11 protein-coding genes are annotated in these 14,364 nt (G+C 64.7%); 4 read left to right on the top strand and 7 right to left on the bottom strand.

Annotated elements, in window-relative coordinates; translation table 11 throughout:
- Nucleotides 1–163: 163 nt before the first annotated feature.
- From folD to ASD87_RS02140, 3 genes are read right to left on the bottom strand one after another with little or no spacing between them, the layout of a single operon-like run.
- Complete coding sequence (gene folD / locus ASD87_RS02130) at nucleotides 164–1,015, bottom strand: bifunctional methylenetetrahydrofolate dehydrogenase/methenyltetrahydrofolate cyclohydrolase FolD (RefSeq protein WP_056316504.1); 852 nt, start codon at nucleotides 1,013–1,015, stop codon at nucleotides 164–166.
- Nucleotides 1,012–1,638, bottom strand: coding sequence for a response regulator transcription factor (locus tag ASD87_RS02135; RefSeq protein ID WP_006219003.1), 627 nt, complete (start codon nucleotides 1,636–1,638; stop codon nucleotides 1,012–1,014). Before ASD87_RS02135 ends, folD begins: the two co-directional genes overlap by 4 nt.
- Entirely contained in the window at nucleotides 1,635–3,389 is a 1,755-nt protein-coding gene (locus ASD87_RS02140) for a PAS domain S-box protein (RefSeq protein ID WP_056316505.1), read from the bottom strand. The genes ASD87_RS02135 and ASD87_RS02140 overlap by 4 nt, the downstream gene beginning before the upstream one ends.
- Before the next feature lie 352 nt (nucleotides 3,390–3,741).
- Between ASD87_RS02140 and aceE the strand changes: the two genes are divergently transcribed.
- The 3 genes from aceE to lpdA are packed head-to-tail and all read left to right on the top strand — an operon-like array spanning nucleotide 3,742 to nucleotide 9,963.
- Nucleotides 3,742–6,450 carry a pyruvate dehydrogenase (acetyl-transferring), homodimeric type gene (gene aceE, locus ASD87_RS02145; protein ID WP_056316508.1) on the top strand — a complete coding sequence of 903 codons (2,709 nt, stop codon included), beginning with the start codon at nucleotides 3,742–3,744 and terminating at the stop codon, nucleotides 6,448–6,450.
- 12 nt (nucleotides 6,451–6,462) lie between these two features.
- Nucleotides 6,463–8,145, top strand: a complete 1,683-nt coding sequence (gene aceF, locus ASD87_RS02150; RefSeq protein WP_056316511.1) for a dihydrolipoyllysine-residue acetyltransferase — start codon at nucleotides 6,463–6,465, stop codon at nucleotides 8,143–8,145.
- 12 nt (nucleotides 8,146–8,157) lie between these two features.
- On the top strand, nucleotides 8,158–9,963 hold the full coding sequence (gene lpdA, locus ASD87_RS02155; RefSeq protein ID WP_056316514.1) for a dihydrolipoyl dehydrogenase: 1,806 nt from the start codon (nucleotides 8,158–8,160) through the stop codon (nucleotides 9,961–9,963).
- 110 nt (nucleotides 9,964–10,073) lie between these two features.
- On the opposite strand, the gene ASD87_RS02160 is transcribed toward lpdA, so the two are convergent.
- On the bottom strand, nucleotides 10,074–11,264 hold the full coding sequence (locus tag ASD87_RS02160) for an MFS transporter (RefSeq protein ID WP_175236049.1): 1,191 nt from the start codon (nucleotides 11,262–11,264) through the stop codon (nucleotides 10,074–10,076).
- Nucleotides 11,265–11,373: 109 nt separating this feature from the next.
- Here ASD87_RS02160 and ASD87_RS02165 point away from each other — a divergent pair, with 109 nt between their 5' ends.
- Nucleotides 11,374–11,877 carry a MarR family winged helix-turn-helix transcriptional regulator gene (locus ASD87_RS02165; RefSeq protein WP_056316517.1) on the top strand — a complete coding sequence of 168 codons (504 nt, stop codon included), beginning with the start codon at nucleotides 11,374–11,376 and terminating at the stop codon, nucleotides 11,875–11,877.
- A gap of 210 nt (nucleotides 11,878–12,087) precedes the next feature.
- Here ASD87_RS02165 and ASD87_RS02170 read toward each other — a convergent pair whose 3' ends face one another.
- The 3 genes from ASD87_RS02170 to ASD87_RS02180 all read right to left on the bottom strand — a co-directional run bounded on the left by ASD87_RS02170 (nucleotide 12,088) and on the right by ASD87_RS02180 (nucleotide 14,364).
- Nucleotides 12,088–12,282, bottom strand: a complete 195-nt coding sequence (locus tag ASD87_RS02170; protein ID WP_056316520.1) for a putative motility protein — start codon at nucleotides 12,280–12,282, stop codon at nucleotides 12,088–12,090.
- Nucleotides 12,283–12,444: 162 nt separating this feature from the next.
- On the bottom strand, nucleotides 12,445–13,170 hold the full coding sequence (locus ASD87_RS02175) for a hypothetical protein (RefSeq protein WP_369818490.1): 726 nt from the start codon (nucleotides 13,168–13,170) through the stop codon (nucleotides 12,445–12,447).
- 411 nt (nucleotides 13,171–13,581) lie between these two features.
- Complete coding sequence (locus tag ASD87_RS02180; RefSeq protein WP_056316526.1) at nucleotides 13,582–14,364, bottom strand: cephalosporin hydroxylase family protein; 783 nt, start codon at nucleotides 14,362–14,364, stop codon at nucleotides 13,582–13,584.

The raw sequence follows: 14,364 nt of genomic DNA on the forward strand, positions 1-14,364 counted from the left end.
CGGCGATAAGGATCAGGTGAGGGCGATCGTCCCGAACGCAAGGCCCGCCGGCGGACGGGGAGGGTGTCTGCCCCCAAGTTGCGGCAGGTGTCCGACACCCCTGAGACGCCAGCTCAAGCTGAAGCGCCTCTCACACGGGTGTCAGACACCGAGGTCTACGCAGTCAGCCTGCAGCGCGTTCCGCCGCTTCGACCGTGTTGACCAGCAGCATGGCGATGGTCATGGGGCCGACGCCGCCGGGGACCGGCGTGATGGCGCCGGCCACTTCCTTGGCGGACGCGAAATCCACGTCGCCGCACAGCTTGCCGTCGGCGCCGCGGTTGATGCCCACGTCGATGACGACGGCGCCCGGCTTGATCATCGAGCCGTCGATCATGCCCGGCTTGCCGGTGGCCACGACCAGCACGTCGGCGCGGCGGGTCTGGGCCGCCAGGTCGCGCGTTTTGGAGTTGCAGATCGTGATGGTGGCGCCGGCCTGCAGCAGCAGCATGGCCATCGGCTTGCCCACGATGTTGCTGGCGCCCACGATGACGGCCTCAGCACCGCGCAGGTTCACGCCTTCCGATTCCAGCATCTTCATCACGCCATACGGCGTGCAGGGACGGAACAGCGGCTGGCCGGTCATGAGCAGGCCCGCGTTGCTGATATGAAAGCCGTCCACGTCCTTTTCGGCCGCGATGGCCTCGATGACCTTGTGGGCGTCCATGTGCTTGGGCAGGGGCAGCTGCACCAGGATGCCGTGGATGCTGGGATCCTGGTTCAGGACCTGGATGCGGGCCAGCAGTTCGGCTTCGGTCATCTCGGCCGGGTATTGCTCTTTCACGGAATGCAGTCCGGCCTTTTCGCAGGCCGCGACCTTGTTGCGCACATACACCTGGGACGCGGGGTCCGCGCCGACAAGCACAACGGCCAGGCCGGGGCGGGTGCCCTTGGCGGCCAGGGCCGAGACACGCTCGGCGACTTCTTCGCGAATGCGCTGCGAGAGCGCGGCGCCGTCAATAATCCTTGCGGTCATGCGTGTGCCTCGGGTTTGGCCAGAGCCACTTTCATCAAATCTGCAACGGTGGTCACTTCAAGTTTTTCCATGATGTTGGCGCGGTGCGCCTCGACGGTCTTGATGCTGATGCCCAGGTCGTCGGCGATCTGCTTGTTCAAGCGGCCCGCAACGATGCGCTCCAGCACCTGTTGCTCGCGCGCGGTCAGGCGCGCCAGCATGGCTTCGTGGTCCTTCTGAGCCTGGTGCTTGCTCACGCGCTGCGTGGCCTGCTCCAGCATGCGCGCCACGATCTCGCGCAGGTCGGATTCGTTGAACGGTTTTTCCAGGAAGTCGACGGCGCCTTTCTTCATGGTGGACACCGCCATGGGCACGTCGCCGTGGCCGGTGATGAACACGATGGGCAGCGGGGCATTGCGCGCGATCAGCTGTTCCTGAAGTTCCAGGCCGCTCATGCCGGGCATCCGCACGTCGGCGATCAGCACGCCGATCTGGCTGGCGTCGTAGTCTTCCAGGAACGATTCGCCGCTGGCGTAGGCGCGAACGCGGTATCCATTGGCTTCAAGCAGCCAACGCAGCGAATCGCGGACCGCTTCGTCGTCGTCGACAATGAATACCGTGCTCGACAGGTGGGGCGTGTTCATGCGTGCAACTCCTCGGACTGATCGTTCTGGGCCTGCGTCTGGGTCGCAGCGCAGGGCAGGGTGAAGCGGAAGATAGTACCGCCGGCCGGGTTGGGGTCAGCCCACAGGCGGCCGTGATGCGATTCGATAATGGTACGGCAGATATTCAGCCCCATGCCCAGGCCTTGGGACTTGGTGCTGAAGAACGGTTCGAACAGGCGCTCGGGTTCGGCCAAGCCGTGGCCGCGGTCCACGACGGCCACCTCGATATGCTGATCGTGAAGAATTACGGCTACCTTAAGCTCGTCGGACTCGCTCTTTTCCATGGCTTCCAGCCCGTTCTTGAGCAGGTTCAGCAGCACCTGTTCAATAAGGATGGGGTCGGCCAGGACGTCGGGCGCGTTGGACGGCACGAAGCTGTCGATGCGGATGCGGCGCTTGCGGGCGTCGATCTCGGCAAAACCGATGGCGTTGTCGACAATGCGGCCGATCGCCACGCGCTGGCGGCGCGGCTCGCTGCGCTTCACGAATTCGCGGATGCGGCTGATGATCTTGCCGGCGCGCTCGGCCTGCGAAGCGGCTTTTTCCAGCGCGGGCAGCAGCATGTTGGGGCTGGTGTGGCCGGCCTTGACCAGGGCCACCGCGCCCATGCTGTAGTTGGCAATGGCCGTCAGCGGCTGGTTCAGCTCGTGCGCCAGCGACGAGGCCATTTCGCCCATGGTGGTCAGGCGGCTGGTGAGCTGGATCTTTTCCTGCTGCACGCGCGACGCTTCCTCGTGGCCGCGGCGCTCGGTGATGTCGCGTGCCACCTGCATGCGCACGCGGCGCCCGTCGGTCCAGGCCAGCATGCGGTGGTGCACTTCGAACCAGCGCTGCACGGACGGCGCGAAGACTTCGACCGATTCGTCGGTAAAGCGGCCGCGGCGGCCGGCCAGCAGCTCGTCGTGACCGCCCGTCTGCGCGCCGAACACGCGGCGATACGTGCGGTTGGCGAACAGCAGCTCCAGCCCGTCATGCGTGTCGGCGGTGACCGAGATGGCGTCGTCCAGGCCTTCCAGCACGGTCATGAAACGTTCGTGGGCGGCGGTCAGGGCCTCGCGGATGCGCTTGGGCTCGGTGATGTCCGTCATGGACGTCATCCAGCCGATCTGGTTGCCGTTGGGGTCCAGCAAGGGCGACACGTACATGCGCGCCGTGAAGCGCGATCCGTCGCGCCGCTGGGCCTCGACTTCCAGGCCGCTGCTGGGCGTCTTGCCCGACATCAGCACGTCCAGCGTGTGCTGGTGCTGTTCGTGGCGGCCCGGCACCCAATAGGGGAAGGGCGGGCTGCGGCCGATCAGGTCGGCCTCGTTCCAGCCGATCATCCGGCAGAAGGCCGGGTTCACATAGGCGATGCGGCCCTCCATGTCGAGCACGCGCATGCCCGTGGACATGGAGTTTTCCATGGCGCGCCGGAACCCGGTCTCGGCAATGAGGGCGGCTTCGGCGGTGGACCGGAAGCGCGTATAGCGCCACAGCATGAGCAGGCTGATGACGATGACGCAGGACAGAGCCAGCACGACCCAGATCAGGCGTTGCTGGCGTAGTTCCTGGTCAATCGTGACAAACATGACGCTGTCGTCATGGATGCGCTGCAACCAGAAGAACACCCCCATCACACAGATATAGAGGATCAGCACCATGGCGGGCGTGACCCAGTACACCCCGCGCCGCCGGGTGCGGGCGTGATCGTGGAAAGGCGTAGGTATGTTGGACTTGGGCGCGCTGGACATGGAATTCGGGGCCGGTAGACCGCGCATTTTAGTGCGTGTTGGAACGGAATTGCCGGGAATCAAGTCCACCATTCGTCCTAGCCCATAAAAACGAGGGTGTTCAGCAATTCAGGTTCTGTTCAATTTTCCGCATTATGAAATGCCGTACCGCAACATGAAATTTTCCTTGCGACCGGTTAATCTTCTTTCTTAGAATGCCGCCTGACAGGGAAACCGCCCCTGGCAGGTCCTTAGAACGCCCCGACCCCATTCATCACATGGTAGCCCGGATGATCCCGGCTACCATGCAATGTCCGCGAGCAGATCAATAAGCGGTTTGTGGTCACGAACGAACCCCAACAGGAGACACACGATGTCCTCTAACGCCCAGGCTGGCGCCGTGCAGGCCGCCAACGACGAAGACACCCTTGAAACCCAGGAGTGGCTCGAAGCCCTGGCAGCCGTCCTTGATCGCGAAGGACCGCAGCGCGCCCATTACCTGCTGGAACGCCTGATCGACGAAGCCCGTCGCTCCGGCGCTCACATTCCGTTCTCCCCCAATACCGCTTACGTCAACACGATTCCCCCCGGCCTGGAGCCGGCGCACCCGGGCAACCTGGAGCTGGAATCGCGCATCCGTTCGTACGTGCGCTGGAACGCCATGGCCATGGTGGTCAAGGCCAACAAGCACAACCCGCCCGATGGCGGCGACCTGGGCGGCCACATCGCGTCGTTCGCCTCGCTGGCCACCATGATCGGCTGCGGCCAGAACCACTTCTGGCACGCTGAAGACGAAGGCCACGGCGGCGACCTGGTCTACTTCCAGGGCCACACCTCGCCCGGCATGTATGGCCGCGCCTACCTTGAAGGCCGCCTGACCGAAGACCAGCTGAACCATTTCCGCCAGGAAGTGGACGGCAAGGGCCTGTCCTCGTACCCGCATCCGAAGCTGATGCCGGACTTCTGGCAGTTCCCGACGGTGTCGATGGGCCTGGGCCCGCTGATGGCCATCTACCAGGCCCGTTTCCTGAAGTACCTGCACGCCCGCGGCATTGCCGACACCAGCAACCGCAAGGTCTGGGTGTTCTGCGGCGACGGCGAAATGGACGAACCCGAATCGCTGGGCGCCATCGCCCTGGCGGCCCGCGAAAAGCTCGACAACCTGATCTTCGTCATCAACTGCAACCTGCAGCGCCTGGACGGCCCGGTGCGCGGCAACGGCAAGATCATCCAGGAACTGGAAGGCGACTTCCGCGGGTCGGGCTGGAACGTCATCAAGCTGATCTGGGGCGGCTATTGGGATCCGCTGCTTGCGCACGACAAGGAAGGCATCCTGCGCCAGATCATGGAAGAAACCGTCGACGGCGAGTACCAGGCGTACAAGGCCAACGACGGCAAGTTCGTGCGCGAACACTTCTTTGGCAAGCACCCCAAGCTGCTGGAAGCCGTGTCGCGCATGAGCGACGAGGACATCTGGCGCCTGAACCGTGGCGGCCACGATCCCCACAAGGTGTATGCGGCCTTCAAGTCGGCCAGCGACCACACCGGCCAGCCCACCGTCATCCTGGCCAAGACCATCAAGGGCTACGGCATGGGCCACGTCGGCCAGGCCAAGAACCCGACCCACCAGCAAAAGAAGCTGGAACTCGACTCCATCCGCGAATTCCGCGACCGCTTCGGCATCCCCATCCCGGACGACAAACTGGCCGATCTGCCGTACTTCAAGCCGGCCGAAGACTCGCCCGAAATGAAGTACCTGCACGAGCGCCGCGCCGCGCTGGGCGGCTACCTGCCGCGCCGCCGCGCCAAGGCCGACGAACAGCTCAAGGCCCCCGCGCTGGACGCGTTCAAGGCCGTGCTGGAGCCCACCGCGGAAGGCCGTGAAATCTCGACCACCCAGGCCTTCGTGCGCATCCTGAACCAGGTGCTGCGCGACAAGGAACTGGGCCCGCGCGTCGTGCCGATCCTGGCCGACGAATCGCGCACCTTCGGCATGGAAGGCCTGTTCCGTCAGATCGGCATCTACGCGCCGGAAGGCCAGAAGTACACCCCGGTCGACAAGGACCAGGTCATGTACTACAAGGAATCGGCCGACGGCCAGCTCCTGCAGGAAGGCATCAACGAAGCGGGCGCGATGAGCTCGTGGATTGCGGCGGCCACGTCGTACTCCTCGAACAACCGCATCATGATCCCGTTCTTCATCTACTACTCGATGTTCGGGTTCCAGCGCATCGGCGACCTGGCCTGGGCCGCCGGCGACATGCAGGCGCGCGGCTTCCTCCTGGGCGGCACCGCCGGCCGCACGACGCTGAACGGCGAAGGCCTGCAGCACGAAGACGGCCACAGCCACATCCTGGCCTCGACCATCCCGAACTGCGTCTCGTACGACCCGACGTTCGGCCACGAGCTGGCCGTGATCATCCAGCATGGCTTGAAGCGCATGGTGGAAGACCAGGAAAACGTCTACTACTACCTGACGGTGATGAACGAAAACTACCCGCAGCCCGGTCTGACCAAGGGCGACGAGGAAGGCATCATCAAGGGCATGTACAAGCTCAAGTCCCACGGCAAGGGCAAGAACCGCGTGCAGCTCATGGGTTCGGGCACGATCCTGCGCGAAGTCATGGCCGCGCAGGAACTCCTGGCCGCCGATTGGGACGTCGCCTCGGACCTCTGGAGCGTCACCAGCTTCACCGAGCTGCGCCGCAACGGTCTGGACGCCGAACGCCACAACATGCTGCACCCCGACGAGAAGAAGCCGCAGGTCGCTTACGTCACGGAACAGCTGGCCAAGACGGAAGGCCCGATCATCGCGTCGACCGACTACATGAAGCTCTTTGCGGACCAGATCCGTCCGTTCGTGCCCAAGGGCCGCGAATACAAGGTGCTGGGCACCGATGGTTTCGGCCGCTCGGATTTCCGCGCCAAGCTGCGCGAGCACTTCGAGGTGGATCGCCACTTTGTCGTCGTGGCCGCCCTGCGCGCGCTGGCCGACGAAGGCAAGGTGCCGGTCGCCAAGGTGGCCGAAGCCATCAAGAAGTACGGCATCAATCCGAACAAAGCCAACCCGCAATACGCCTGAGGGTAAAGAGACATGAGCAACATCGTGCAAATCAAGGTTCCCGACATCGGCGACTTCAAGGAAGTGGAAGTCATTGAAGTGCTGGTTGCCGTGGGCGACACGATCAAGGCGGAACAAAGCCTGATCACGGTCGAATCCGACAAGGCCTCGATGGAGATCCCCGCATCGCAGGGCGGCGTGGTGAAGTCCATTTCCGTGAAGGTCGGCGACAAGGTCGCCGAAGGCGCGGTCGTGCTGGAAGTGGAAGCGGCCGAGGCGGACGCTGGCGCCGCCAAGGAAGAGGCCCCCAAGGCCGAGTCCAAGCCGGCTGCCAAGGAAGAACCCAAGCAGGCGGCCGCCGCTGCTGCGCCCAAGGCCGAGGCCTCGGCCCCGGCTGCCGCCAGCGGCCCGGTCGAGATCGAAGTGCCGGACATCGGCGACTTCAAGGAAGTTGAAGTCATCGAAGTCATGGTCGCGGTCGGCGACACCATCAAGGCCGAGCAAAGCCTGATCACCGTCGAGTCCGACAAGGCCTCGATGGAGATCCCGGCCTCGCAAGGCGGCGTGGTCAAGGAAGTGAAGGTCAAGGTTGGCGACAAGGTCGCCAAGGGTTCGGTAGTGGTGGTGGTGGAAGGCGGTGCGCAAGCTGCCGCGCCGGCCGCCAAGTCCGAAGCCGCGGCCCCGGCCGCCAAGTCGGAAGCGAAGGCCGAGGCCAAGCCCGAGGCCGCCGCCTCGTCGGCCCCGGCCGCGCGCCCGGCGCCCGCCGCCGCCCTGGAAGACGCCAACCTCAAGCCCGGCCAGTTGCCCCATGCCTCGCCGTCCGTGCGCAAGTTTGCGCGCGAACTGGGCGTGAACCTCTCCAAGGTCAAGGGCTCCGGCCCCAAGGAACGCATCACCGCCGACGACGTGCGCGGCTTCGTCAAGCAGGCCCTGTCGGCTGCCCCGGCGGCCGCCGCTGCCGGCGGTTCCGCCGATGGCGCCGCGCTGGGCCTCTTGCCGTGGCCGAAGGTCGACTTCACCAAGTTCGGCCCGATCGAAGCCAAGCCGCTGTCGCGCATCAAGAAGATCTCGGGCGCAAACCTGCACCGCAACTGGGTCATGATCCCGCACGTCACCAACAACGACGAAGCGGACATCACCGACCTGGAAGCGCTGCGCGTCACGCTGAACAAGGAAAACGAGAAGTCGGGCATCAAGGTCACGATGCTGGCTTTCCTGATCAAGGCCGTGGTCGCGGCCCTGAAGAAGTTCCCCGAGTTCAACGCTTCGCTGGACGGCGACAACCTGGTGCTCAAGCAGTACTACCACATCGGTTTTGCGGCCGACACGCCCAATGGGCTGGTGGTGCCGGTGATCCGCGATGCCGACAAGAAGGGCATCCTGCAGATCGCCCAGGAAATGACCGAACTGTCCAAGAAGGCGCGTGACGGCAAGATCTCGCCCGCCGAAATGCAGGGCGGCTGCTTCTCGATCTCGTCGCTCGGCGGCATCGGCGGCACCTCGTTCACGCCCATCATCAACGCGCCGGAAGTGGCGATCCTGGGCGTGTCGCGTTCCTCGCACAAGCCCGTCTGGGACGGCAAGCAGTTCGTGCCGCGCCTGATGGTGCCGCTGTCGCTGTCCTACGACCACCGCGTCATCGACGGCGCCTCGGCCGCGCGCTTCAACGCCTATCTGGGTGCGTTGCTGGCCGACTTCCGCCGCATCGCGCTGTAAACGGGGAGCCCTATGAGCAATACCGTTCAAATCAAAGTGCCGGACATCGGCGACTTCAAGGAAGTGGAAGTCATCGAGGTGCTGGTGGCCGTGGGCGACACGATCAAGGCGGAACAGAGCCTGATCACGGTTGAGTCCGACAAGGCCTCGATGGAAATCCCGGCGTCGCAAGGCGGCGTGGTCAAGTCCATCGCCGTCAAGGTCGGCGACAAGGTCGCCGAAGGCGCGGTCGTGCTGGAAGTGGAAGCGGCCTCGGGTGCTGACGCTGGCGCCGCCAAAGAAGAGGCTCCCAAGGCTGAATCCAAGCCGGCCGGCAAGGACGCTTCCAAGCCGGAAGCCCCCAAGGCCGACGCGCCTGCCGCCAAGGCTGCAGCGCCCGCCGCCGCCACCTACAGCGGTTCGGCCGACGGCGAATACGACATGCTGGTGCTGGGCGCGGGCCCCGGCGGCTACTCCGCCGCCTTCCGCGCCGCCGACCTGGGTCTGTCCGTGGTCCTGGTCGAACGCTACAGCACGCTGGGCGGCGTCTGCCTGAACGTGGGCTGCATCCCGTCCAAGGCGCTGCTGCACAACGCCGCCATCATCGACGAAGCGCGCGAACTGGCTGCCCACGGCATCAGCTTCGGCGAGCCCAAGATCGACCTGGACAAGCTGCGCGGCTACAAGGACAGTGTGGTCGCCAAGCTGACCGGCGGCCTGGCCGGCATGGCCAAGGCCCGCAAGGTCACCGTGGTGACGGGCGTGGGCGAGTTCGCCGACGCCAACCACCTGACGGTCAAGGGCGCCGATGGCAAGTCACAGACCTTGCGCTTCAAGCAGGCCATCATCGCCGCCGGCAGCCAGTCGGTGAAGCTGCCGTTCCTGCCGCAGGACGATCGCATCGTGGACTCCACCGGCGCCTTGCTGCTGCGTGAAGTGCCCAAGAAGATGCTCATCATCGGCGGCGGCATCATCGGCCTGGAAATGGGCACGGTGTACTCCACGCTGGGCGCGCGCCTGGATGTCGTGGAAATGCTGGACGGCCTGATGCAGGGCGCCGACCGCGACCTGGTCAAGGTGTGGCAGAAGAAGAACGCCTACCGCTTCGACAACATCATGTTGAAGACCAAGACGGTGGGCGCCGAGGCCAAGAAGGACGGCATCTATGTCACCTTCGAAGGCGAGGGCGCGCCCAAGGAGCCGCAGCGCTACGACCTGGTGCTCCAGGCCGTGGGCCGCAGCCCCAACGGCAAGAAGATCGGCGCCGACAAGGCGGGCATCGCCGTGACCGACCGCGGTTTCATCGAGGTCGATCGCCAGATGCGCACCAACGTGCCGCACATCTTCGCCATCGGCGACATCGTCGGCCAACCCATGCTCGCCCACAAGGCGGTGCATGAAGGCCACGTCGCCGCCGAAGCCGCCGCCGGCCAGAAGTCCTTCTTCGACGCCCGCGTCATCCCGTCGGTGGCCTACACCGATCCGGAAGTGGCGTGGGTCGGCCTGACCGAAGACGAAGCCAAGAAGCAGGGCATCAAGATCGAGAAGGGCGTGTTCCCGTGGGCCGCCTCCGGCCGCGCCATCGCCAACGGCCGCGACGAGGGCTTCACCAAGCTCATCTTCGACGCCGAGACGCATCGCATCCTGGGCGGCAGCATGGTCGGCACCCACGCAGGTGACCTGATCAGCGAACTGGCCCTGGCCGTGGAAATGGGCGCCGACGTCGTCGACATCGCCAAGACCATCCACCCGCACCCGACCCTGGGCGAATCGGTGGGCATGGCCGCGGAAGTCGCTGAAGGCGTCTGCACCGACCTGCCGCCGATGAAAAAGAAGTAACGCGCCGCGGCTTGCCGCGATCGCAACAGAAAGCGCCGCCCCTTTTTGACGGGTCGGCGCTTTTTTTGTATGTGCGTTGGGTATGTGTGCGTTGTGGATGTGTGCGCTGTTTATCCGGCGTCGATCCGCCGATACGAGGCGGGCGAAAACCGCAGGGCCAGCGCCAGCAGCACGACCGCGCCGGCAAGCATCACGATCCATGCCTCGGTCAAACTCGCAAACCGATCGCGCAGGATGCCCGCCAGCAACGGCATGAAGCTTGCAATCAAGTAGCCTCCGCCTTGCACGAAAGCCGCCAGCATTCCCGCTTGCGCGGGATCGTCCAGGTGGTCCATCGCCACGATCAGCGACAACGGAAAGAGCGCGCCGATGCCGATGCCCAGGAGCAGGCACGCCAGCAGCGCCAGCTTGAGGGGGGCCAGGATCAGGCATATCAGTCCGCAGATCAGCATGGTCAACACGGCGGCCAGCGGCTTGCGGCGATCCGCAAACCTGCCGATCCATGCGGACACGGCCAGACCCGCCATCACTTCGGCCAGCGTCAGGCCGCTCAGCAGAAAGCCCGCGGCGGAAGGCTCCCAGCCGAGACTGGTATAGAACGGCGGCAGCCACGCCAGCACCAGCGTGTAGGCCCCGGTGCCGATGCCAAAGAACAGCATCAGCTCCCACGCCCGCAGATTGCGCCAGAAGCTGCGCGGCGCCACGCGAGCTGTGCGGTGAAGGGGCGATGACGCGTCGGCTCGACCTTGCGCGGCCTTGAGCCACAGCGGCAGTGCGAGCAGGGCGGGTACGCTCCAGAAGGCCAATGCGGCGGGCCACCCGAACCTGCCTGCAAGCCCCGCAGCGCTGGCCGCCGCCACGGCCGCGCCCGCCATGATGCCGGTGGTGTACAAGCCAAATACGCGTCCCATGTCATGCGCGAAATTGCGCTTGATGAAGGCAGGCAGCAAAGTCTGCACCAGCGCAATGCCGACCCCCGCCAGCACCGCCGTCAGCAGCAGCCCGTAGGTCTGCGTCCCGACGAAGCGCGCCGCGCAAGCAACGGCCACCAGCGCCACGCCCAGCGCGATCCCGATCCGCTCATTCAACCACCCCGAAATGCGTGCACCCGCCAGCGCGCAGACGCCCATCACGAACACGGGCAAGGTGGTCAACAGGCTGGCCTGCGTATTTGTTGCGCCGGTGGCCCCCTGGATCATGTCCAGCAACGGCCCGATGGCGGCCAGGGCGGGCCGCAGGTTCAGCGCCACGGCCACGATGGCGACGATGGCAAACAAGGGGCGTAACCTTACGCGCGTCATGGATATCTTGACATCAAGTTATTTGATGTCGAAGTATATAGACGACATCGTGCGTCCGGCAACGGGATATCATTGCTGCCAACGCAAATAGCTTTACGCCGAGACAACCATGAATGACCGTGCAAGGCGCGCGCAGGAAGAATGGCAGCGCGAGCGGCCCGACATCGACGCCAACGTGATGGCGCTGGTGGGGCGTCTGCTGCAAGCCACGCATCTGCTGGAGCGCAACTGGTTCCTGCCCCTGGCCGCGCAATTCGAACTGCATCAAGGCGAATTCGACGTCATCGCCACGCTGCGGCGGTCTGGCAGCCCCTACGCCATGACGCCCACCGACCTGCATGAAGGCCTGATGCTGTCGTCAGGCGCCATGACCAGCCGCCTGGACCGCCTGGAACGCAAGGGCCTCATCGAACGCGTGCCATCGCCCAACGACCGGCGCAGCACGCTCGTGCGGCTTACCCCGGCCGGCCTGGCGCTCATCGACAAGCTGCTGCCGATGCACGTGGCGAATGAGCAGCAGGCACTGGCGTCGTTGACCCAGAAGGAGCAGGCACAGCTGGATGGGTTGCTGGCGAAGCTGCTTGTGGGGTTGGGGCGCAAGCCGGGGGATTGAGTCGGCGGACACGGTATTGCGAGGCCAGCGGCGACTGCCGCACCCAATGGCGCAAGATACCGTCTGACACCCTTGAGGCAGTGGTGCAACTTGATGCTGATCTCTCCAGGGTGTCAGACACCCATCCACTGCCGCGCCCAATAGAAAAGCCGCCCGGGGGCGGCTGTCTGGTGTGCGAATCGTCGCGGCGCATTGCCGCGTGGTGCTGATTCAGGCGTGGGTGTTGATGCGCGAACCCAGCGTGCCGTCGATGGCCAGCACCGGCAGTGACTGCAGCAGCGTGGCGACCGAGTCGGCTTGCGCATTGATCGCTTTTTTCGTGACCGATGCCTGCACTTCCATCATAAGATTCGCGTCGCGCAGGGCCAGGGCGGAATTGACGGTGTTGTTGACGGAAGCATCCATGGTCTAGGTGTCCTGGTGATGTGAGGCCGGGTCAACGGCCGAAGCAAGTCGCATTATGGGGCACGCCGTTCGAATGATGCAAAACATTTCGCAATGATCGCGGGCCGTGTTGCATTGTGGCGCGCGTACGTGGCGGGCATGTGACAGGCTCGCCCCGACGCACTACGGCTGCGCCGGACACTCCTTCACTTTGCCCCAGCCTTGATTGGGTTCGCAGTACTGCTTGCGGGCCGCCCATGCGCATTCGGGACGTTCAAAGAAACCGCGTTCTGCACACTGCGCGAGCTCTCCATCGAGTGCGGCGACCCACGCCATCGGATCCGGCGCGGGAATCTCGGTGATGCGCAGTGTGGGCTGCGGCCCCGCCAAAGCGGGGGCGGCCGAGGAAGCAGGGGCTGTGACGCGTTCCTGTTTGGCAGAAGGCGCCGGCGCTGATGGCGCGCCCGTGGAGGGCGCCGCGTCGGCAGGACGTTCCGTTTGCGCATCGCCGGGTACTGGTGCGGCACCGTTGCCGGCAGCATCCAATCCGGGCGACAAGGGCGGCTGCGGCGTCAGCGGCACGCGCACCGGACTGGCGGATGTCGCGCCCGATGTCGCCGTGTTCGGGGAATTCCACGACACAACGAGCAATACCAGGGCGCCGTAGATGGCCAGGGTATAAAGCACGGTCACCGTTGCGCATCCGAGGCGTCGGCGCGTGATGGGTTCCGCGTCGTCGCGCCCAAACAGACCACGCCACCCCACAAGTGCCGCACCCGGCGCTGATATCAGCCACCAGCACAAACGCTTGAACCACCCGGGCTCGTTGCGGGGCAGGGAAGCCTGCACCTGCGCAGCCAGCAACTCCCGCAAGGCGCGGTTTTCTTCACGCAGACGCAAGGTTTGCAAGTCCGCCGGCCCCTGGTCATCTGGATCCGGCGTGCCGTCGTGCTGCGTAGCGAGTGGATCGGGAGGCGTGGCGGTCATCTTGTGAAAAATATAGATACAAACGTGCGGAGGCAATTATGAAGTAAGTCGACCGGGGGGAACAGCAGAATAGGGAGGGAAATTGGCGCCATTGGCGGGATTAGCCAGGCAGTTGGCGCATGCCCCCATCACAGCCGTGTGCGAGTCACCTTGGGGGCGCCAAGGTGCGCCAGGACGGAAGGCAAGTGAAGCGGCAGGCCCGCAGCCGGACGCGCTGCGGGCCCAATGCGCCCGTGCCGTGCAGGAGGGAACACGCTCGTAACCGTGTCGCGCGGCGTTCTGCGCTGCGGTCCGCACGTGGGACGGGGGGCATTTCCCTCCCTATGCGTCGCGCTAGCGGACTCGCTTCAGGAAACCATCCTGCGCCACGGTGATCTGCAGCTTATGTTGCAGGGCGAAATCCTGTTCAAACTGCTGATTGAGGGGCAGCCATGCCTGCACGGCAGTCTTCGGACTATTGCCCTTGCCCCACGCACGGTGCGCGCAAAGTTCCGGGGGCATGTCTTCAACGACCGTATCGAATACGACGCAGTAGCTCCCGGGGGTCGTCAACGGGGCGTAGGCTTCAAGTTCCGCCAAGACATGGTCGTGCGTGTGATTGGAGTCAAGGCACACCAATACGCGCTTGGCATCTCCCACGAGGTCATGGACCTGCTGGACGACGTCGGAGGCAATGCTGGACCCTTGGACCATCCCGATCAGATGGCTCATGGGATGCGCTTCGATCGCTTGCCTGTTGTGCGCACGGATATCGATATCTACGCCAATGACCCGGCGGTTGGATTTCCCGGGCAACAGGGGGGTCTGGTTTATCTGGGCGTCGCAGTAATCCAGCATCGCAAGCATCGACGCGCTCAGGATCAACGAGCCTCCGTGGGCGATGCCGGTTTCGACGATCACATCCGGCCGAGTGGCCCATATGATTTCCTGCATGGCGTGGATGTCTTGCGGGTACTGGATGATGGGGCGTCCCAGCCACTGGAAGTTGTAGGTGTATGCGCCAGACGTGCCTGCCTTGATCATCCAGGCAAGCGTGTCGGCGGCCAATGCCTTGTCTTCACCGAGGCGCTGGATATTGCCCTGCACTTCATTCTTGAATTGTGTAATCGCGTCCAT

It is taken from the genome of Achromobacter sp. Root170 (assembly GCF_001428165.1).
GTDB lineage: Bacteria > Pseudomonadota > Gammaproteobacteria > Burkholderiales > Burkholderiaceae_B > Achromobacter > Achromobacter mucicolens.